This is a genomic window from Enterobacter sp. RHBSTW-00994 (genome assembly GCF_013782625.1).
Classification (GTDB): Bacteria; Pseudomonadota; Gammaproteobacteria; order Enterobacterales; family Enterobacteriaceae; genus Enterobacter.
In genome coordinates, this window is record NZ_CP056199.1 from 744,060 (window position 1) to 763,086 (window position 19,027).

Consider the following 19,027-nt stretch of genomic DNA (forward strand, 5'->3'; position numbering starts at 1 on the left):
CTTAATATATACAACTCAGTTATATTTTAGAAATCCACCGGAGCTTTAAACGTCATCGCATTACCGAAAATCGGATGGGTAATGGTCAGTATTTGCGCATGCAGTTGTAACCGCGGCGCTAATGCCAGCGCTTCTGGTGGCGCGTAGAATCGGTCTCCCAGAATCGGATGGCCGATGGCAAGCATATGGACACGAAGCTGATGCGAGCGCCCGGTAATCGGTTTAAGCAGTATGCGCGCAGTATTGTCGGGCGCGTACTCCAGCACTTCATACTCGGTTTGCGCTGCTTTGCCGGTTTCGTAGCAGACCTTTTGCTTTGGCCTGTTCGGCCAGTCGCAAATCAGCGGTAAATCTACCAGACCTTCTGCTTTTTCCGGGTGACCCCAGACGCGCGCCACATACTGTTTTTTCGGCTCACGTTCGCGAAACTGCCGCTTGAGTTCACGCTCAGCCTCTTTATTCAGAGCCACCACAATCACGCCGCTGGTTGCCATATCAAGGCGATGGACAGACTCAGCCTGCGGATGATCGCGCTGAATGCGCGTCATCACGCTGTCTTTGTGCTCTTCAAGACGCCCAGGGACGGATAACAGGCCACTCGGCTTGTTGACCACCATAATGTGTTCATCCTGATACAGGATGACCAGCCAGGGCTCCATCGGGGGATTGTAGGGCTCCATTACCATCTTGTGCTCCGCTTACTGGTGTGTCACGACGATAAGACGCAGTGCATCCAGACGCCAGCCAGCCTGATCCAGGCTTTCCAGAACCTGCTGGCGATTGCTTTCAATAGCAGCAAGTTCGTCATCACGAATGTTCGGGTTCACTGCTTTCAGGGCTTCCAGACGAGATAACTCGGCAGACAGCTTCTCATCCGCCTCGCTTCGTGCCGTGTCAATCAACGCTCTGGCCGCGCTTTCAGCCTGAGACTCACCCAGTTGCAGAATCGCGTGGACATCTTGCTGTACCGCATTCACCAGCTTGCTGCCCGTGTGGCGGTTGACCGCACTGAGCTGACGGTTAAAGCTTTCGAACTCGACCTGCGCAGCCAGGTTTGTACCGTTTTTATCCAGTAGCAGGCGCACAGGCGTTGGCGGCAGGAAGCGGGTTAGCTGTAACTGTTTTGGCGCTTGCGCTTCAACAACGTAGATAAGCTCCACCAGCAACGTACCTACCGGCAAGGCTTTGTTCTTCAGCAGTGAAATGGTGCTGCTGCCAGTATCACCTGACAAAATCAGATCCAGTCCATTGCGGATCAGCGGATGTTCCCAGGTAATGAACTGTGCATCTTCCCTGGACAGCGCCACGTCACGTTCGAAGGTGATGGTGCAGCCATCTTCCGGCAGGCCTGGGAAATCAGGCACAAGCATGTGATCGGATGGTGTCAGGACAATCATGTTCTCGCCACGGTCGTCCTGATTGATGCCAACGATATCAAACAGGTTCATAGAGAAACTGATCAGGCTGGTGTCATCATCTTGTTCTTCGATACTTTCTGCCAGCGCCTGGGCTTTCTCTCCACCATTGGAGTGGATCTCCAGCAGGCGGTCACGCCCCTGCTCCAGTTGAACTTTCAGCGCGTCGTGTTTCTCGCGGCAGGATTTGATCAACTCATCGAAACCGTCAGTATTTTCTGGGGCGGCCAGATAACCGATCAGATCGCTATGCACTTGATCGTAAATGGTGCGACCTGTCGGGCAGGTATGTTCAAATGCATCCAGCCCTTCGTGGAACCAGCGTACCAAAACGGACTGCGCTGTTTTTTCCAGATAAGGGACGTGAATTTGAATATCGTGTGCCTGACCAATACGGTCCAGACGGCCAATACGTTGCTCCAGCAGGTCCGGGTTAAACGGCAAATCGAACATCACCAGATTGCTGGCAAACTGGAAGTTACGCCCTTCAGAACCGATTTCAGAGCACAGCAGAACCTGTGCACCACTGTCTTCTTCACCGAACCAGGCTGCCGCACGGTCTCGCTCAACAATAGACATGCCTTCGTGGAACACTGCTGCACGAATACCTTCGCGCTCGCGCAACACTTGCTCCAGTTGCAGGGCGGTTGCCGCTTTGGCGCAGATCACCAGCACTTTCTGTGAGCGGTGGGCAGTCAGATAGCCCATCAGCCATTCAACGCGCGGGTCGAAGTTCCACCATGTGCCAGTATCGCCCTCGAACTCCTGGTAAATCTGTTCCGGATAAAGCATATCGCGCGCACGTTCTTCCGCTGTTTTACGCGCACCCATAATGCCGGAGACTTTAATCGCCGTTTGATACTGGGTCGGCAATGGAAGCTTGATGGTATGCAGTTCGCGTTTCGGGAAGCCTTTAACACCGTTACGGGTGTTACGGAATAGCACGCGGCTGGTTCCGTGGCGGTCCATCAGCATGGCGATCAGTTCCTGACGAGCGGATTCCGCGTCGTCACTGTCGCTGTTTGCTGCCTGTAACAGCGGCTCGATGTCCTGCTCACCAATCAGATCGCTCAGTGTATTGAGTTCATCATTCGATAAGTTTTTACCCGCCAGCAGTAGCGTGACTGCGTCAGCCACCGGGCGATAGTTTTTCTGCTCTTCAACAAACTGCTCAAAATCGTGGAAACGATTTGGATCAAGAAGGCGCAGACGGGCAAAGTGGCTCTCCAGGCCCAGCTGTTCTGGGGTTGCCGTCAGCAGCAGAACGCCAGGCACGCGCTCAGCCAATTGTTCAATGGCCATGTATTCACGGCTTGGGGCGTCTTCACTCCAGACCAGATGGTGTGCTTCATCGACGACCATCAGATCCCATTCGGCATCGCACAGGTGTTCCAGGCGCTGCTTGCTGCGGCGCACGAAATCCAGCGAGCAGATCACTAATTGCTCCGTTTCGAACGGGTTGTCCGCATCGTGCTGGGCTTCAGCGTAGCGTTCGTCATCGAACAGCGAGAAACGCAGATTAAAGCGGCGCAGCATTTCGACCAGCCACTGATGTTGCAGCGTTTCAGGAACCACAATCAGAACGCGCTCGGCAGCGCCCGAGAGCAGTTGTTGATGCAGGATCATGCCGGCTTCAATGGTTTTACCCAGGCCAACTTCGTCTGCCAGCAGCACGCGTGGCGCGTGGCGACGGCCTACATCATGGGCAATATTAAGCTGATGTGGGATCAGGCTGGTGCGCTGACCGCGCAGGCCACTCCACGGCATGCGGTACTGTTCACTTTGATACTTACGTGCGCGATAGCGCAGAGAAAAACGGTCCATGCGGTCAATCTGACCGGCAAACAGGCGGTCCTGCGGCTTGCTGAAAACCAGTTTGCTGTCGAGCAGCACTTCACGCAGGATGACATCAGTCTCGTCGGTATCGAGACGTGTGCCAATGTAAGCGAGCAATCCATTCTCTTCTTTTACGTCTTCAATCTTCAGCTGCCAGCCTTCATGGCTGGAAACGGTGTCGCCCGGGTTGAACATCACGCGGGTAACCGGGGAGTCATTGCGTGCGTACAGACGGTTTTCACCGGTTGCGGGGAACATGAGTGTCACCATACGCGCATCCAGCGCTACCACAGTTCCCAATCCAAGTTCGCTTTCTGTATCGCTGATCCAGCGTTGACCAAGTGTAAAAGGCATATTTGTTCGGCTCTAATCTTTAATTGCAGGCAATAGTTCAACCACCGTCATAAATGACGGTATCGAAAAATGGGTCCGGGAATGGAAAGGGCGCTATGGTACTGGATGGCAGCGATTTCGTCACGCGTCAAAATAAGCCAAGTTGCCCTGTCACTAGTGTAGCAAAATCATCGTCGATGAAGGGCAAAATTCCGTCAGCGACGGGTTGCAGCTGGCGCGTCAGGTAGTGTTCGTAGTCAAGCGGCGATTGTTGATAATCTACCGGTTCCGGGCCGCTGGTGGTCCATATGTACTTGATGGTTCCACGGTTTTGATACTGTGGCGCACGCCCACGGCGAATGTTTTCTTCATCAGCCAGACGTGCTGCACGGACGTGCGGGGGGACATTTCGCTGGTATTCCGCCAGTGGGCGGCGCAGGCGTTTGCGGTACACCAGTTGATCATCCAGCTCACCGGCCATCAGGCGGGCAATCGTCTCACGCACATAATCCTGATAGGGCTCGTTGCGAAAGATCCGCCGATAGAGCGTTTGCTGGAACTGCTGCGCCAGCGGCGTCCAGTCTGTTCGCACCGTTTCCAGCCCTTTAAACACCATGCGCTGGTCCTCACCCTCCTGAATTAACCCGGCGTAACGCTTCTTGCTACCCTGATCGGTTCCCCGAATGGTCGGCATCAAAAAGCGGCTGAAATGGGTTTCAAACTCCAGTTCTAATGCGCTGGTTAATCGCTCTTTTTGTAGATGGTTTTGCCACCAGCTATTGACGAAAGCGACCAGTTTTTTGCCAATTCGTGAGGCGTCGTCTTCATTGTGTGCACGTTTTAGCCAGACGAAGGTTGAGTCGGTATCACCGTAAATGACGTCATAGCCCTGAGACTCAATCAGTGCTTTGGTCTGGCGCATGATCTCATGCCCGCGCATGGTGATTGACGAGGCGAGGCGCGGATCGAAGAACCGGCACGCGCTGGTTCCGAGCACGCCGTAAAAGGCATTCATGATAATTTTTAGCGCCTGCGACAGCGGTTGATTGCCGTGACGTTTGGCCTCATCACGCCCGTGCCAGATTTGGCTGACGATGTCAGGCAGGCAGTGTTTTTCACGGGAAAACCATGCGCCAAGAAAGCCCGTTGTGCTGTGTGCATCATCCGGTTGCGCCATGCCTTCTATCAAACCAACCGGATCGATAAGGAAGGTGCGAATAATCGACGGGTAAAGGCTTTTGTAATCCAGCACCAGGACAGAGTCGTACAGGCCGGGGCGGGAATCCATGACATAACCGCCGGGGCTTGCCTGCGGAGGGATTTCACCGAGGTTGGGGGCAACGTACCCAGCCCGATGCATTCGCGGCAGATACAGGTGGCCGAATGCGGCGACAGATCCTCCGTGCCTGTCCACCGCCAGTCCATTGACGGTTGCGCGTTCCAGCAGGAAGGGCATGATCTCTGTTTTGTGAAAAATCCGCGTAACCAGCTCGCAATCTTTCAGATTATAGGTCGCCAGGGCGGGTTTATCTTCGTTAAAACGCCGGTCAATCTCATCCATTCTGTCCCAGGGATTATCGATAGATTTCCCTTCGCCGAGCAGTTCCTGGGAGACGGTCTCAAGAGAGAATGACGAGAAACTCCAGAAGGCCGACTTCAGGGCTTCGATGCCGTCGATAAACAAACGGCCATTGGCCTGTGCGAAAAATACGCCGTTTTTAAAGCCGTGTTCACGCCATTCAATTTCGGTGTTGTCGCGCCCCAGCATCAGGGGAATACGGTAGCGTTCGGCATGTTTTTGCAGAACACGCAGGTCAAACTGGACGAGGTTCCAGCCGATGATCACATCAGGATCATGCTCAACAAACCAGTGGTTAAGCTTCTCCAGCAGTTGCGGACGGCTATTCACATACTCAAGCTGGAAATCGAGCGCAGCGGCGTCGCCATTGGGCGGTCCGAGCATATACACAACCCGTTGCCCGCATCCTTCCAGGCCGATGCAGTACAGCTCGCCATGGCGTGTGGTTTCGATATCCAGCGAGACCCACTTCAGTGGCGGACGATAGTCCGGGTTCGGTTTAAGGCGGGCATTAACCAGGCGTTTGCCTTGCGGTGTTCCATCAACCCAGACTGGTGCGGTAATAAACCGTTCCATCAGGAAACGTTCGGGGGGACGAATATCGGCTTCGTATAAGGTGATACCCGTTTCCCGCAGCAGCTTTTCATAGCGCATTAACTGGCGATGGGCGCGACAATAAAGGCCGTAAACAGGTTGACGATGGAAGTCTTTCAGCGCCAGTGGGGTGATGCGCCAGCCGTTTTCGCCCCGCAACATGTGTTTGGCTTTTTCGACATCAGACTCGGGGATAAAGGCGACAGATTCCTGCGGCGGTAGCGTCACGTTTAGCGGGCCATTATCTGTTGCCAGCCAGAACTCGACTTCTGTCCCCTGCGGAGTGTCCCGCCAGTGACGGGTCAGTAAAAAGCCAGCTTGTGCCTGCGTCACGCCGTTATCCCCTGAAATAAAACCAGGCGTGAGTATAGCCTGGTTGAGGGGGTTATGCTGTGGTTTTATACAGGTGTGATTTGCCGGATAATCACTCGTCCCGAAGGGGGAGATTATTACTGCCCGTAATAGGCTTTTGCGCCGTGTTTACGCAGGTAATGTTTATCCAGCAACGTTTGTTGCATATCCGGCAGTTGCGGTGAGAGCTGGCGGCAGAAAATCCCCATATAGGCCACTTCCTCCAGCACGATGGCATTATGCACTGCATCTTCCGCATCTTTTCCCCATGCGAACGGGCCGTGAGAGTGCACCAGCACGCCTGGCATTTGTGCGGCGCCGATACCCTGTTTTTCAAAGGTTTCAACGATCACATTGCCTGTTTCCCATTCGTACTCGCCGTTGATTTCCGCATCGGTCATTTTCCGCGTGCAGGGGATCGTGCCATAAAAATAGTCTGCATGCGTTGTGCCCGTCGCCGGGATAGATTGTCCGGCCTGAGCCCAGATGGTCGCATGGCGAGAATGGGTATGCACAATACCGCCAATGGACGGGAATGACTGGTACAACAGACGGTGGGTCGGGGTATCGGAAGAGGGTTTTTTCTTCCCTTCCACAACGTCACCGGTCGCGATGCTGACCACCACCATATCTTCCGCCGTCATCGCGCTGTAATCGACGCCAGAAGGCTTGATAATGAATACCCCTTTGTCACGGTCGACTGCGCTGACGTTGCCCCAGGTCAGCGTCACGAGGTTATGCCTCGGCAGCGCCAGGTTGGCTTCAAGCACCTGACGTTTAAGATCTTCTAACATGCAATCCTCCAGGAAAAGAGGCCCACCCTGCGGCAGGCCAAAGGTTCCCCTGTTAACGTTTTGAACCGAAATAGACTTCGTTCCAGCGCAGTGCATCTTTGAATGCCGGCAGACGGGTATCGTTATCGATCACCGTCAGCTCAATATCGTGGAGTTCTGCAAACTGACGCATATCGTTCAGATCCAGCGCGTGGCTGAAGACGGTGTGGTGTGCGCCACCGGCCACAATCCAGGCTTCGGAAGCTGTTGGTAGATCAGGCTGTGCTTTCCACAGTGCGTTAGCGACCGGCAGTTTCGGCAGTGCGTGCGGGGTTTCGACAGCATCGACGCAGTTCACCAGAAGGCGGAAGCGATCGCCCAGATCGATCAGGCTGGCGTTGATCGCCGGTCCGGTACGGGTGTTGAAGATCAGGCGTGCCGGATCGGCTTTGCCTCCGATGCCGAGGTGCTGAACATCGAGGATCGGCTTATCTTCGACCGCGATAGAAGGACACACTTCCAGCATATGCGAGCCGAGCACCAGATCATTGCCGTTCTCGAAGTGGTAGGTGTAATCCTCCATAAAGGAAGTGCCGCCCTGCAGACCGGTTGACATCACCTTCATGATGCGAAGCAGGGCGGCGGTTTTCCAGTCGCCTTCGCCAGCAAAGCCATAGCCCTGCTGCATCAGACGTTGTACTGCAAGGCCTGGAAGTTGTTTCAGGCCATGGAGATCTTCAAACGTGGTGGTAAAGGCATGGAAGCCGCCCTGTTCCAGGAAACGCTTCATCCCCAGTTCGATGCGTGCCGCATCCAGTACGTTTTGACGTTTGTCACCGTGTATCTGCGCGGCTGCGGTCAGGCGATAGCTACTTTCGTATTCATCGACCAGCGCGCTGACTTCCCCGTCAGTAATCTCGTTCACGACCTGTACCAGATCGCCCACCGCCCAGGTATTCACGGAGAAGCCGAACTTGATCTGCGCGGCGACTTTGTCGCCGTCGGTCACTGCAACTTCACGCATGTTGTCGCCAAAACGCACCACTTTCAGGTGGCGGGTATCCTGTCTGGAGACCGCCTGGCGCATCCAGGAGCCGATGCGCTGTTGCGCATGTTGATCCTGCCAGTGACCAGTCACCACACCATGCTGCTGGCGCATACGTGCGCCGATGAAACCGAACTCGCGGCCGCCGTGCGCAGTCTGGTTCAGGTTCATAAAGTCCATATCAATGCTGTCCCACGGAAGGGAAGCGTTGAACTGGGTATGGAATTGCAGCAGTGGTTTATTAAGGATGGTCAGGCCGTTGATCCACATTTTGGCCGGAGAGAAGGTGTGCAGCCACACCACCATGCCTGCACATTTGTCATCGTAGTTTGCATCGCGGCAAATATGGGTGATCTCATCGGGAGATGTTCCCAGTGGCTTTAACACGAGTTTGCACGGCAGTTTTGCTTCTGCATTCAGTGCATTCACGACATGCTCTGCATGTTGTGTCACCTGACGCAGTGCTTCCGGCCCGTACAGGTGCTGGCTGCCAATGACAAACCACACTTCATAATTATTAAAAATGGTCATTATTGTGTCCTTAATGTGTCAGGGTTGCCGTAGTGTCCGCGGTGTGTTTGGCCGGGGCGGCGACAGGGAGATAGTGAAGTTCGGCGCTTTTCGACCATTGCTGGTAGCGCTGATAAAGTTGTTCAAAGCGTTGAGCCTGCTCGGCGCGTGGCTGAAGCGTATTTTCAACGGCGCTTGCCATCTGTTTCTGCGCTGTCGGAATGTCTGCATGAACACCTGCGGCTACCGCAGCGAAAATAGCGGCCCCCAGTGCACAGCACTGATCGGAGGCCACAATTTGTAGCGGACGGTTAAGAACGTCGCAGCAGGCCTGCATGATCACCGGGTTTTTACGGGCGATCCCGCCCAGTGCCAGCACGTTGTTAACGTCGATCCCTTGTTCGGTGAAGCACTCCATAATGGCGCGTGCGCCAAAAGCAGTGGCGGCAATCAGGCCACCAAACAGAGCCGGAGCATCGGTGGCCAGGTTGAGATCGGTAATCACCCCTTTCAGACGCTGGTTGGCAAACGGCGTCCGGCGACCGTTAAACCAGTCGAGCACGACCGGGAGGTGATCAAGTGATGGATTTTGTGCCCAGGCATCGGTGAGTTGCGGCAGTAACTGTTTTTTACTGGCGGCGATTTGTGCCTTCAGCTCAGGATGTGCTGCGGCCAGCTGATCAAGCGGCCAGCCTAATACGCGACCAAACCAGGCGTAGATATCACCAAATGCTGATTGACCTGCCTCCAGTCCGATAAAGTCAGGAACGACACTCCCGTCCACCTGGCCGCAAATGCCTTTCACTGCGCGGTCACCCACGCTCGCTTTATCGGCCGTCAGGATGTCGCAGGTTGACGTCCCAATGACTTTGACCAGCGTATTTGGCTGTGCACCTGCGCCGACTGCGCCCATATGGCAGTCAAATGCGCCACCTGAAATCGTCACATTTTTCGGCAAGCCCAGGCGTTTGGCCCACTCGTCACACAGTGTGCCAACAGGCATGTCTGCGGTGTATGTATCCGTAAACAGGGGATACGTGAGATTTTTATTGATGATCGGATCGAGTTCATCAAAGAACGCAGCGGGTGGCAGCCCACCCCAGCTCTCATGCCACAGCGATTTATGCCCGGCGCTGCAACGACCACGGCGGATGTCCTGCGGACGCGTTATGCCGGAAAGGAGTGCCGGAACCCAGTCGCAGAGTTCAATCCACGAGACTGCGGCCTGTGCAACGGCCCTGTCGGCGCGCGTGACATGTAAAATTTTCGCCCAGAACCACTCACTGGAATAAATTCCCCCGATATAGCGGGAATAATCAGTTTTGCCTGGCTGATGGCACAAACGGGTGATGGCTTCTGCTTCTTCGACGGCGGTATGGTCTTTCCACAATACGAACATGGCGTTTGGGTTATCGGCAAATTCAGGGCGAAGGGCCAGAACCCGGCCCTCAGCATCAACAGGGGCGGGTGTTGAGCCAGTACTGTCGACGCCAATCCCGACGATTTGCGCACGCTGAGCTTCATTCAATTCCGCCAGTACGGTCTTAATTGCTGCTTCCATCGACTCAATGTAATCACGCGGGTGATGACGGAACTGGTTGTTTGGCGCATCGCAGTAGCGCCCTTCCTGCCAGCGCGGATACCACTCAACGCTGGTTGCTATTTCCTGGCCAGTTGTACACTCCACTGCCAGGGCGCGAACTGAGTCGCTGCCAAAATCGAGGCCAATCGCAATTGCCATGGTGTTGCTCCATCAAAAAACAGGTATGAAAGAACATTAGAGACTGGGGGCGAAAATCGTCAGGCAGGATCCGCTAATCTTATGGACTAACGTGCTGTTGCGGTTGAAAGTGTGACGCCGTGCAAATATTCAATGTGGACATTTCTGCCGCAGTTATAGACACTTTTGTTACTGCTGATCCGCGCTCATCAACGGATAAATCAGGGGGAAGGGCTGAGTTAAGGCGGACCTAAAAGCGAAGTGATACTTTTTAGTGCTTTCAGAGGCCCGTTTTTATACTGCTTTTTTAGATATGGACAATTGGTTTCCTTCGGGACTGCCGGGAGAACTGAAATATGGCCGAAACGCAAAATGACCCCTTACTGCCGGGCTACTCATTTAATGCCCATCTGGTCGCGGGGCTGACCCCGATTGAATCGGAAGGCTATCTCGATTTTTTCGTTGATCGACCGCTGGGAATGAAAGGGTTTATTTTGAACCTGACTGTGCGTGGTGAAGGGGTGATCAAAAATAATGACCAGCAGTTTGTCTGCCGTCCTGGCGATATGTTGCTGTTCCCGCCGGGTGAAATTCACCATTACGGGCGTCATCCGGATGCTAAAGAGTGGTATCACCAGTGGGTCTATTTCCGCCCCCGCGCCTACTGGCAGGAGTGGCTCTCCTGGCCCGCTATTTTTGCCCATACGGGTTTCTATCGTCCTGATGAAGCTCATCTGACTCAGTTCCGGGAATTATTCGCCCAGATTATCGAGGCCGGGCAGGCAGGGGGACGTTATGCAGAACTGCTGGCGATTAATCTGCTGGAACAGGTGCTACTACGGCGTATGGAGGCCATCAACGAATCGCTCAATCCACCGCTGGATAACCGGGTCCGCGATGCCTGTCAGTACATCAGCGACCATCTGGCAGATAGTCAGTTCGATATCGCCAGCGTTGCCCAGCACGTCTGCCTGTCACCGTCACGTTTGTCACATTTGTTTCGTCAGCAACTGGGAGTCAGTGTGTTGAGCTGGCGTGAAGATCAACGTATCAGCCAGGCGAAACTGTTGCTCAGTACGACCCGAATGCCTATCGCAACCGTAGGACGAAATGTGGGCTTTGAGGATCAGCTTTATTTCTCGCGTGTTTTTAAGAAATGTACCGGTGCGAGCCCCAGTGAATTCCGTGCAGGATGTGAATGAAAAGTAAAAAAAGATAAACACGCAGGTGAAGTTTCATCACAGCCAGTAAACTATTTAGACAATTGTTGTCTTGACGTGCCAGGGACCTCTTTGCAGAATCCCTGCTTCGTTTTCTGACCGGAATAGTTATGCAGGCATTGCTGGAACATTTTATTACTCAGTCCGTTATGTATTCGCTGATCGCGGTTGCGCTGGTGGCGTTTCTTGAGTCGCTGGCGCTGGTTGGGCTGATTCTACCTGGCACGGTTATGATGGCGGGCCTCGGCGCGCTTATTGGTAGCGGCGAGGTAAATTTCTGGCAGGCGTGGCTGGCCGGTATTATCGGTTGTTTGCTGGGGGACTGGATCTCTTTCTGGCTGGGCTGGCGTTTTAAGAGACCGCTGCACCGCTGGTCATTCATGAAAAAGAATAAAGCGCTGCTGGATAAAACCGAGCACGCTCTTCATCAGCACAGCATGTTCACCATTCTGGTCGGTCGGTTTGTGGGGCCAACACGCCCGTTAGTGCCGATGGTCGCAGGGATGCTGGATCTTCCCGTATCGAAATTTATCCTGCCCAACATCATTGGCTGTGTGTTCTGGCCGCCTTTCTATTTCTTGCCGGGGATTCTGGCCGGGGCCGCCATTGATATTCCTGCCGATATGCAAAGCGGCCATTTTAAATGGCTGTTGCTGGCGACGGCAGTGCTGTTGTGGCTGGCGGTGTGGTTGTGCTGGCGACTGTGGCGCAGTGGTAAAGCGGCAGTGGATCGCCTGACGCATTTTCTGCCTCGCTCACGTTTACTCTGGCTTGCACCGCTAATGTTGGGTATTGCAGTGGTCGCACTGGTGGCGCTTATTCGTCACCCGTTGATGCCGGTCTATTCTGAGATTTTATTGAAAGTGGTAAGCCGATAACTGACGAGCCCTCTGTTCTGCTTTGAGGGCATCAGTTCGCGCGGATCCCCAACAGGGAAGATGCATCCGCGGTGCCGCTTAGCAGTGCCTCCGTCTCACCATCCCAGGCAATACGTCCATCCGCAATGACTACCGAACGAGGCGCAATCCGGGCGGCATCTTCAATGCTGTGGGAAACCATCAGCATGGTGAGTTGCTGGCGCTGGCAGACCTCTTTCACCAGAGAAAGCATCTCCTGGCGCAGAGCAGGATCGAGAGCGGAAAATGGCTCGTCGAGCAGTAATACTGGCTGCTCGCGAACCAGACATCGTGCCAGTGCCACGCGCTGACGTTGTCCGCCTGAAAGCGCGCCAGGCAGACGGTCAATAAATGCGGTGATCCCCATTTGCGCTGCGATGATATCCAGTTTCTGCTGTTGCGCGGCGTTGAGTTTCAGCCCTGGATCCATTCCCAGCGCGATGTTTTGCCGGACTGTCAGGTGGGTAAACAGGTTGTTTTCCTGAAACAGCATTGATACCGGACGCCTGGCGGGCGGCGTGCGAGTATGTTCCCGGCCTTCAATCATAATTGTGCCGCTGGCAGGCGGGAGGAAACCGGCTATCAGGTTCAGCAAGGTGCTTTTCCCCGCACCACTCGGGCCGAGGACAGCAATCATTTCACCCTGCTGAACGGACAGCGTAAAACGCATCGGCAGATGCTGGTAAAGCCAGGTCACATCAATCAGTTTTAACATCACGCCCCGGAAGTTTTTCGATAACGGTAAATAAGGCGAAGCACAGTAAGAGCAGCAGCAATGCCGTTACGGCGCCATCCTGGCTGCGGTAAGAGCCAATTTGCTGATAGAGCCAGAAGGGTAACGTGCGGAAATCGTCGTTACCAAAAAGCGCAACCACGCCAAAATCACCAATCGACAAGACGCTGGCAAATGCCAGAGCCTGAGCCAGCGGGCGTTTTAACGCGCGCAGTTCCACGACTTTTAACCGTCGCCAGCCGCGCATCCCCAGCGATTGGCACAGCACGCTGTAACGACTGTTCACATCGCGCATGGGGTTTTCCAGCACTTTAAGCGCGTAGGGGATAGCCATTAGCGCATTGGTGAAAATCACAATACCATCAGCCCTTTCCGGCAGCCCAATGGTGGTGTTGAACAGTAAAAAGAAGCCTGTCGCCAGCACAATACCGGGCATCGCCAGAATCAACATGCCCGTCAACTCAAGCGCCTGCCCGGCCTTGCTGGCCTGGCGGGCGTAAAGCTCACGGCTGCTCCATAACAGCATCATGGTCAGTATTACGCATAACACCCCGGCAGCCAGCGCAATGCGCAGAGAGGTCCACAGGGCTTGCCAGAGCACAGGTTGCCATAATACGGACAACATGTTCAGGTTCAGACCATCGGCAACAACCGCCATCAGTGGCGGCAGCAGGAGCAATAATGCCAGCGTAATCAAGGCGGTATCGGTAATGCGGCTGTACAGACAATCCTGCGGATCGCGCCAGCCTGCTATTTGATTACTGCCCGGAGGAATCGCTTTACTTAAGCGCTGGCTCAGTAGCACCAGCCCCAGACAACAGACCATTTGCACCATGGCCAGCAATGCGGCCCGTCCTGGATCGTAGTCGTAGCTCAGTGCCTGATAGATTGCCAGCTCAATGGTGGTTGCCTGGGGGCCGCCGCCGAGCGAGAGGACTGTCGCAAAACTGGCAAAGCAGAGCATAAAAATAAGTGCAGCGACGGGGGGGATTTGTCGCCGCAGCCAGGGCCATTCGACAAAACGAAAGAACGGCCAGCCGCGCATTCCGAGCTGTGCTGCGAGCTGGCGCTGTTCACCGGGGATATTTTCCAGCGCCTGCAAAAAGAGCCGTGTTGCCATCGGCATATTGAAAAAGATGTGTGCCAGCAGGATGCCTTTCAGACCGTAGGGCGAAAAGGTCCACTCCAGTCCGAGAAGGCTGAACAGTGAGGCCAGCCAGCCCTGACGCCCGTAAACACTCAAAATACCGAACACCGCGACGAGCACAGGAAGGATCAACGTCATGGCACACAGACGCAACAATGCCTGTCGGCCAGGAAAATGTCGTCGGTAGAGCGCGCGAGCCAGAAAGATCGCCGGAACGACGGACAGCAATGCGGAGAGAAAAGCCTGCCAGAAGGAAAAACGGATGACATGCCAGAGATAGCTATCATGCCAGAGGGAGACAAGATCGCGCTCTGGCGCGTTTAACCACAACGCAAGGAATGCACCCAGGCTGACCGCCACCATCAGGATGGCGGCGAGCAGCCCAGGGACTAACCAGCCGGGGATTAACGGCTGACGGCGCGTTGCCATTCACTTACCCATGCAGCACGCTGCGCAGCAACCTGCTGCGGTGTAAATTCCAGTGAGGTTTGCGGTTTGGTCAGTTGATCAAAACCGGCAGGCAGCGTCACATTGGTCACCGGATACATCCAGTTGCCCGTTGGGATCGCATTCTGGAACGCAGGAGAAACCATAAACTTCAGGAACTTTTCGGCCAGTTCAGGCTGTTTGCTGGCGGTGGTACGCGCAGCGACTTCTACCTGCAGGTAGTGTCCTTCAGCAAAATTGGCGGCAGCGTAGTGGTCTTTCTTCTCAGCAATAATGTGATAGGCCGGGGAGGTGGTGTAGCTCAGCACCAGGTCACTTTCTCCTTTCAGGAACAAACCATAGGCTTCGCTCCAGCCTTTCGTGACGGTGACGGTTTTGGCCGCCAGCTTCTGCCAGGCTTCCGGTGCTTTATCGCCATACACTTTTTGCATCCACAGCAGCAGACCAAGCCCCGGTGTGCTGGTACGCGGATCTTCATAAATCACGCGCCATTTTTGATCGCTTTCAACCAGCTCTTTCAGGCTTTTCGGTGGGTTTTTCAGTTTGTTTTTGTCATACACAAACGCAAAATAGCCATAGTCGAAAGGCACGAAGGTATCGTTTTTCCAGCCGCCAGGAACGCTGACGGCATCGGTTGCTACGCCGCTTTTGGCAAACAGTTTGGTTTGTGAGGCGGCATCAAGCAGGTTGTTATCCAGGCCGAGGACGACATCGGCTTTGCTGTTTTTTCCTTCCATCCGCAGACGGTTGAGCAAGGAGACACCATCTTCCAGCGCCACGAACTTCAGCTCGCAGTTGCAGTCCGCTTCGAAGGCTTTTTTGACCACCGGGCCAGGACCCCAGTCGGCAGAGAAAGAGTCATAGGTGTAGACCGTCAGGACGGGTTTTGCGACAGCAGGCAGTGCGAAAAGCACCAGCAGGGGAAGAACTTTTTTTAACACTTTGCACCTCAGAGTTGAGTGGCAAAGGATTTTGAGCGACAGCCTCAAATCCCTTCGCCGGCGTTATCCGGATCAGGTTCGACGGGTATTATCTCAGCGCACATCAGCAGTGATGCAGCACCCCGTTGAGAACGGCGGTATTGTAATGATTTGGTGAAAATTACGAAAGTATTATGGTTCTGGTGGCGCAAACCAGGCCGATTTGAAGTCAAACCAGCCCAGGGTGTTCATGCGCAAACCACGCATACTTCGCTGGCCCTGGATCATCAGCCAGTGGTGAATGAGTGGCACAATTGCCTGTCCGGCAAGTAACTGCTGACACCAGGACGCCAGATTCATCTCGCCTGCGCGCCACTGCGCGGCATCCTGCTGCCAGTCGCGATCGATGCAGTGCTGGATCAGCGGAACTTCATACAGATGCGAAAACAGCGAGAAATCAAGCGGCAGGGTGAAGTTGGCGCTGTTCAGCCAGATATCGCTGATGATGTCACCGCGATGCCATTCATCATAGTCGACTTCCTGGATCTCCAGCTTGACGCCTTCAGCCGCCAGCAGTTTGCTCATGATTCTGGCTATGAAGCGGTGCTCGACGTGCTCGCGGTAGTAACTGAGGGTGATGGATTCCAGCCCAGCGGGTTTTTCACTGCTAATCGGGCGAGCATGATGCCAGCGGGGAAGTAATCCATAGGCCGGGAACCAGTAAGTCTGGTACTGCTCTTCGGCATGGTAAATCAGGTTTGCAGGAGCCAGAATGTGGCTCACCCATCGGCGAACATCCACGTTTGCACCGCGATGGGTCCGGGCATCAAACAGCAGATAGTAGCAGCCCTCTTCAAGGCGGCTCTCTACGGCTTTTTCCCCTGTTGTGGGGCCTTCTATTGTCAGACCAACGCTGAGTTCTTCGCTGATGTCCGGTAGCACCCAGACGTTCACTTCGTCGATCAGCGCCCGGTAGCCAAAATAGTCATCGAACGCCCGGATCTTCAACTGGTTATTATTGTTGCGTGATACCGAGTATGGCCCTGTGCCAATCGGCAGGCTGGCGAAATTATTCAGAGACCCCCATTCGGCCGGCAAGATCATGGATGGCACATAGCCAAGCAGCCAGGGCAGCCATTTATCGGGTTGGGATAACTCAATATCCAGCGTCCAGGCTGTAGGTGAGTGAATATGTAAAATGTGGGAATAAAGCGGCAGTTTGCGGGCACGCTCAAGCGAGGCAATGACATCGCTCATTTCCAGTTCACGGCCATGGTGGAAATGGATGCCTGGACGAAGAAAAAAGCGCCAGTGGAGTGGGGTAAGTTGTTGCCAGTGGTGCGCAATATCCGCTTCCAGTTCCCCGTTTTCCTCATTTATGCGCGTCAGCCCGCTGAAGATCTGGCGAGCCATGTGCGTTTCAGAGCGGCGTAATGCCGTACCAGGCAACAGATTTTTCATCGGACGGTAGTAGAGCACCCGCAGGATGTGGCGTCCCTGGCGAAAGCTGCGGCCAAGATGAGACACCAGCATCTGGCGTACAGCCGCCTTGTCGCCAACCAGTTGCACCAGTTGATCGATTCTGTCCTGCTCCAGCAGATCCTCTGCTCGTTGTTGCTGAAGCGCCAGCCCGGTATAGAGGAAGGTCAGATGCGAGCGTTTGCCGCGCCCCGCTTCGGCTTCCCAGTTCAGCCAGCCCTGCTGCTGCATGGTGTTGAGCAATGTACGCATATGTCGGCGGGAACAGTTCAGCAGTTCGGCCAGCTCGTTTAGCGTGGTGTCCTGTGATTGCCCCTCACAGCACTGCCAAAGGCGGATAAATTGTTGTTGCAGACGACCGGACGGCATAAAAGGGGAACTCCTGACAAAAAATCAGCAATTTATTAATCCCTATATTAAGCCAATAATTCTTCCCGATGAAGCGAGGAGGTAAATTATGAAGAGGTCTACCGCACGTCAGTTTTATCAGCAGTATTTTTCAGCGACAAAGGGAGTGTCCTGGCTGGCCCGCCGGTGCGCAGAACAGCGGCTGAAAATGTTGGAGGATCTGATGCAGTGGGATGTTACGAAACCGACCTCTTCTCGCTAACTCGCCTCGATCATGTGTGACTGAGTATTGGTGCTAATCACCCGCCAGCAAAATGTTTTTGCTGGCTTTTTTCGTTTATTATTCCACCCACTTTTGAATCGCTTTCTTCATAAGGATTTGCGCATGCTCTGGTTGATGACAATGGGGCGACGCCTGAACGGCGTCTATGCCGCTTTTATGCTGGTGGCCTTTATGATGGGCGTGGCTGGGGCATTACAGGCTCCGACGCTCAGCCTGTTCCTCAGCCGTGAAGTCGGTGCGCAACCTTTCTGGGTTGGCCTGTTTTACACCATCAACGCGATTGCCGGGATCCTGGTCAGCCTTGGGCTGGCGAAACGATCGGATAGCCGTGGGGATCGCCGTAAGCTGATTCTGTTTTGCTGCGCGATGGCGGTAGGAAATGCGTTGCTGTTTGCTTTCAACCGCCATTACCTGACGCTTCTTACCTGCGGCGTGTTGCTCGCCTCGTTGGCGAATACCGCAATGCCGCAGCTTTTCGCGCTGGCCCGTGAATACGCCGATAATTCTGCGCGTGAAGTGGTGATGTTCAGTTCGGTAATGCGTGCGCAACTCTCACTGGCATGGGTTATTGGCCCGCCGCTGGCGTTTATGCTGGCGTTGAATTATGGCTTCACCATGATGTTCTCCATTGCGGCGGGGATTTTTGCCATCAGTCTGGCGCTGATTGCCTTCGTGTTACCCTCGGTGGCGCGGGTGGAACAGACAGCAGATAAGCCGATAACTCAGGTGAGCGGCTGGAAAGATAAAAACGTTCGCATGTTGTTTATCGCCTCTACGCTGATGTGGACTTGCAACACCATGTACATCATTGATATGCCGCTGTGGATCAGCAGCGATCTGGGGCTTCCGGACAAACTTGCTGGGATATTGATGGGAACGGCTGCCGGGCTTGAGATCCCGGCGATGATTCTGGCGGGTTACTACGTCAAACGTTTTGGAAAACGCCCGATGATGGTGATTGCCGTCGCCGCAGGTGTAGTGTTCTATCTCGGGTTAATTTTCTTCCACTCACGTGAGGCGTTACTGGTGCTGCAACTGTTCAATGCGGTCTTCATTGGTATCGTCGCCGGGATCGGCATGCTCTGGTTCCAGGATCTGATGCCCGGAAGAGCGGGTTCTGCAACCACGCTCTTTACCAACAGCATCTCAACGGGCGTTATTCTGGCGGGGGTTATTCAGGGAGCATTGTCCCAAAGCTACGGTCATTCGGCGGTGTATTGGGTGATTGCGGTGATATCCGTTGTCACACTGCTGCTGACCTGCCGTGTCAAAGATGTGTGATAGACACGTTTTTTGAATATAGCCTGGCTGACGGAAGCATATTGTTTCCGTCATTTTCTCAGGTGTTATGAAATAGATACATGAGAAACAGCCTAAGTGTGTATGGCACACAGAATT

The 19,027-nt window shown here is 54.3% G+C and carries 14 protein-coding genes and 1 riboswitch; of the genes, 4 read left to right on the top strand and 10 right to left on the bottom strand.

All coding sequences use genetic code 11. From position 1 onward, the window contains the following. Positions 1-26: 26 nt before the first annotated feature. The 6 genes from rluA to araB form a co-directional block, all read right to left on the bottom strand. Complete coding sequence (gene rluA, locus HV346_RS03565) at positions 27-686, bottom strand: bifunctional tRNA pseudouridine(32) synthase/23S rRNA pseudouridine(746) synthase RluA (RefSeq protein WP_181622220.1); 660 nt, start codon at positions 684-686, stop codon at positions 27-29. A 12-nt stretch (positions 687-698) separates the two neighbouring features. After that, complete coding sequence (rapA, locus tag HV346_RS03570; protein ID WP_181622221.1) at positions 699-3,605, bottom strand: RNA polymerase-associated protein RapA; 2,907 nt, start codon at positions 3,603-3,605, stop codon at positions 699-701. 127 nt (positions 3,606-3,732) lie between these two features. Then, complete coding sequence (polB, locus tag HV346_RS03575; protein WP_181622222.1) at positions 3,733-6,090, bottom strand: DNA polymerase II; 2,358 nt, start codon at positions 6,088-6,090, stop codon at positions 3,733-3,735. Between the two features lie 116 nt (positions 6,091-6,206). Continuing rightward, the gene (gene araD, locus HV346_RS03580; protein ID WP_181622223.1) at positions 6,207-6,902 is read right to left on the bottom strand and encodes an L-ribulose-5-phosphate 4-epimerase; all 696 of its coding nucleotides are present in this window, start codon (positions 6,900-6,902) and stop codon (positions 6,207-6,209) included. 52 nt (positions 6,903-6,954) lie between these two features. Further along, positions 6,955-8,457: an L-arabinose isomerase gene (gene araA, locus HV346_RS03585; protein WP_181622224.1), complete on the bottom strand. Its 1,503-nt coding sequence runs from the start codon at positions 8,455-8,457 to the stop codon at positions 6,955-6,957. Between the two features lie 10 nt (positions 8,458-8,467). Further along, on the bottom strand, positions 8,468-10,177 hold the full coding sequence (gene araB, locus HV346_RS03590) for a ribulokinase (protein ID WP_181622225.1): 1,710 nt from the start codon (positions 10,175-10,177) through the stop codon (positions 8,468-8,470). 335 nt (positions 10,178-10,512) lie between these two features. Here araB and araC point away from each other — a divergent pair, with 335 nt between their 5' ends. Next, entirely contained in the window at positions 10,513-11,358 is an 846-nt protein-coding gene (gene araC, locus HV346_RS03595) for an arabinose operon transcriptional regulator AraC (protein WP_181622226.1), read from the top strand. Positions 11,359-11,486: 128 nt separating this feature from the next. Continuing rightward, positions 11,487-12,254 (top strand): DedA family protein, encoded by a 768-nt coding sequence (locus HV346_RS03600; RefSeq protein ID WP_181622227.1) that lies wholly within the window; start codon positions 11,487-11,489, stop codon positions 12,252-12,254. Positions 12,255-12,285: 31 nt separating this feature from the next. Here HV346_RS03600 and thiQ read toward each other — a convergent pair whose 3' ends face one another. The 4 genes from thiQ to sgrR all read right to left on the bottom strand — a co-directional run bounded on the left by thiQ (position 12,286) and on the right by sgrR (position 17,367). Then, complete coding sequence (thiQ, locus tag HV346_RS03605) at positions 12,286-12,987, bottom strand: thiamine ABC transporter ATP-binding protein ThiQ (RefSeq protein ID WP_181622228.1); 702 nt, start codon at positions 12,985-12,987, stop codon at positions 12,286-12,288. Further along, the gene (thiP, locus tag HV346_RS03610; protein ID WP_181622229.1) at positions 12,971-14,581 is read right to left on the bottom strand and encodes a thiamine/thiamine pyrophosphate ABC transporter permease ThiP; all 1,611 of its coding nucleotides are present in this window, start codon (positions 14,579-14,581) and stop codon (positions 12,971-12,973) included. The genes thiQ and thiP overlap by 17 nt, the downstream gene beginning before the upstream one ends. Then, positions 14,557-15,540, bottom strand: a complete 984-nt coding sequence (gene thiB, locus HV346_RS03615) for a thiamine ABC transporter substrate binding subunit (RefSeq protein WP_181622230.1) — start codon at positions 15,538-15,540, stop codon at positions 14,557-14,559. The genes thiP and thiB overlap by 25 nt, the downstream gene beginning before the upstream one ends. A gap of 31 nt (positions 15,541-15,571) precedes the next feature. Then, positions 15,572-15,675: riboswitch (TPP riboswitch) on the bottom strand. Between the two features lie 36 nt (positions 15,676-15,711). Further along, positions 15,712-17,367: an HTH-type transcriptional regulator SgrR gene (gene sgrR, locus HV346_RS03620; protein WP_181622231.1), complete on the bottom strand. Its 1,656-nt coding sequence runs from the start codon at positions 17,365-17,367 to the stop codon at positions 15,712-15,714. Between the two features lie 88 nt (positions 17,368-17,455). On the opposite strand from sgrR, the gene sgrT reads away from it, so the two are divergent. After that, positions 17,456-17,608, top strand: coding sequence for a glucose uptake inhibitor SgrT (sgrT, locus tag HV346_RS03625; RefSeq protein ID WP_181622232.1), 153 nt, complete (start codon positions 17,456-17,458; stop codon positions 17,606-17,608). A gap of 123 nt (positions 17,609-17,731) precedes the next feature. Then, a complete protein-coding gene (locus HV346_RS03630) occupies positions 17,732-18,910 on the top strand; it encodes a sugar efflux transporter (RefSeq protein WP_181622233.1) in 1,179 nt (392 codons plus the stop codon). The last annotated feature ends 117 nt before the right edge of the window (positions 18,911-19,027 follow it).

Excerpts from the sequence above, each read along its gene's own strand:
- araB (WP_181622225.1), bottom strand. The coding sequence starts at position 10,177 with ATGGCAATTGCGATTGGCCTCGATTTTGGCAGCGACTCAGTTCGCGCC.
- rluA (WP_181622220.1), bottom strand. The coding sequence starts at position 686 with ATGGTAATGGAGCCCTACAATCCCCCGATGGAGCCCTGGCTGGTCATC.
- HV346_RS03600 (WP_181622227.1), top strand. The coding sequence starts at position 11,487 with ATGCAGGCATTGCTGGAACATTTTATTACTCAGTCCGTTATGTATTCG.
- sgrR (WP_181622231.1), bottom strand. The coding sequence starts at position 17,367 with ATGCCGTCCGGTCGTCTGCAACAACAATTTATCCGCCTTTGGCAGTGC.
- araC (WP_181622226.1), top strand. The coding sequence starts at position 10,513 with ATGGCCGAAACGCAAAATGACCCCTTACTGCCGGGCTACTCATTTAAT.
- thiQ (WP_181622228.1), bottom strand. The coding sequence starts at position 12,987 with ATGTTAAAACTGATTGATGTGACCTGGCTTTACCAGCATCTGCCGATG.
- HV346_RS03630 (WP_181622233.1), top strand. The coding sequence starts at position 17,732 with ATGCTCTGGTTGATGACAATGGGGCGACGCCTGAACGGCGTCTATGCC.
- rapA (WP_181622221.1), bottom strand. The coding sequence starts at position 3,605 with ATGCCTTTTACACTTGGTCAACGCTGGATCAGCGATACAGAAAGCGAA.
- araA (WP_181622224.1), bottom strand. The coding sequence starts at position 8,457 with ATGACCATTTTTAATAATTATGAAGTGTGGTTTGTCATTGGCAGCCAG.
- thiP (WP_181622229.1), bottom strand. The coding sequence starts at position 14,581 with ATGGCAACGCGCCGTCAGCCGTTAATCCCCGGCTGGTTAGTCCCTGGG.
- araD (WP_181622223.1), bottom strand. The coding sequence starts at position 6,902 with ATGTTAGAAGATCTTAAACGTCAGGTGCTTGAAGCCAACCTGGCGCTG.
- sgrT (WP_181622232.1), top strand. The coding sequence starts at position 17,456 with ATGAAGAGGTCTACCGCACGTCAGTTTTATCAGCAGTATTTTTCAGCG.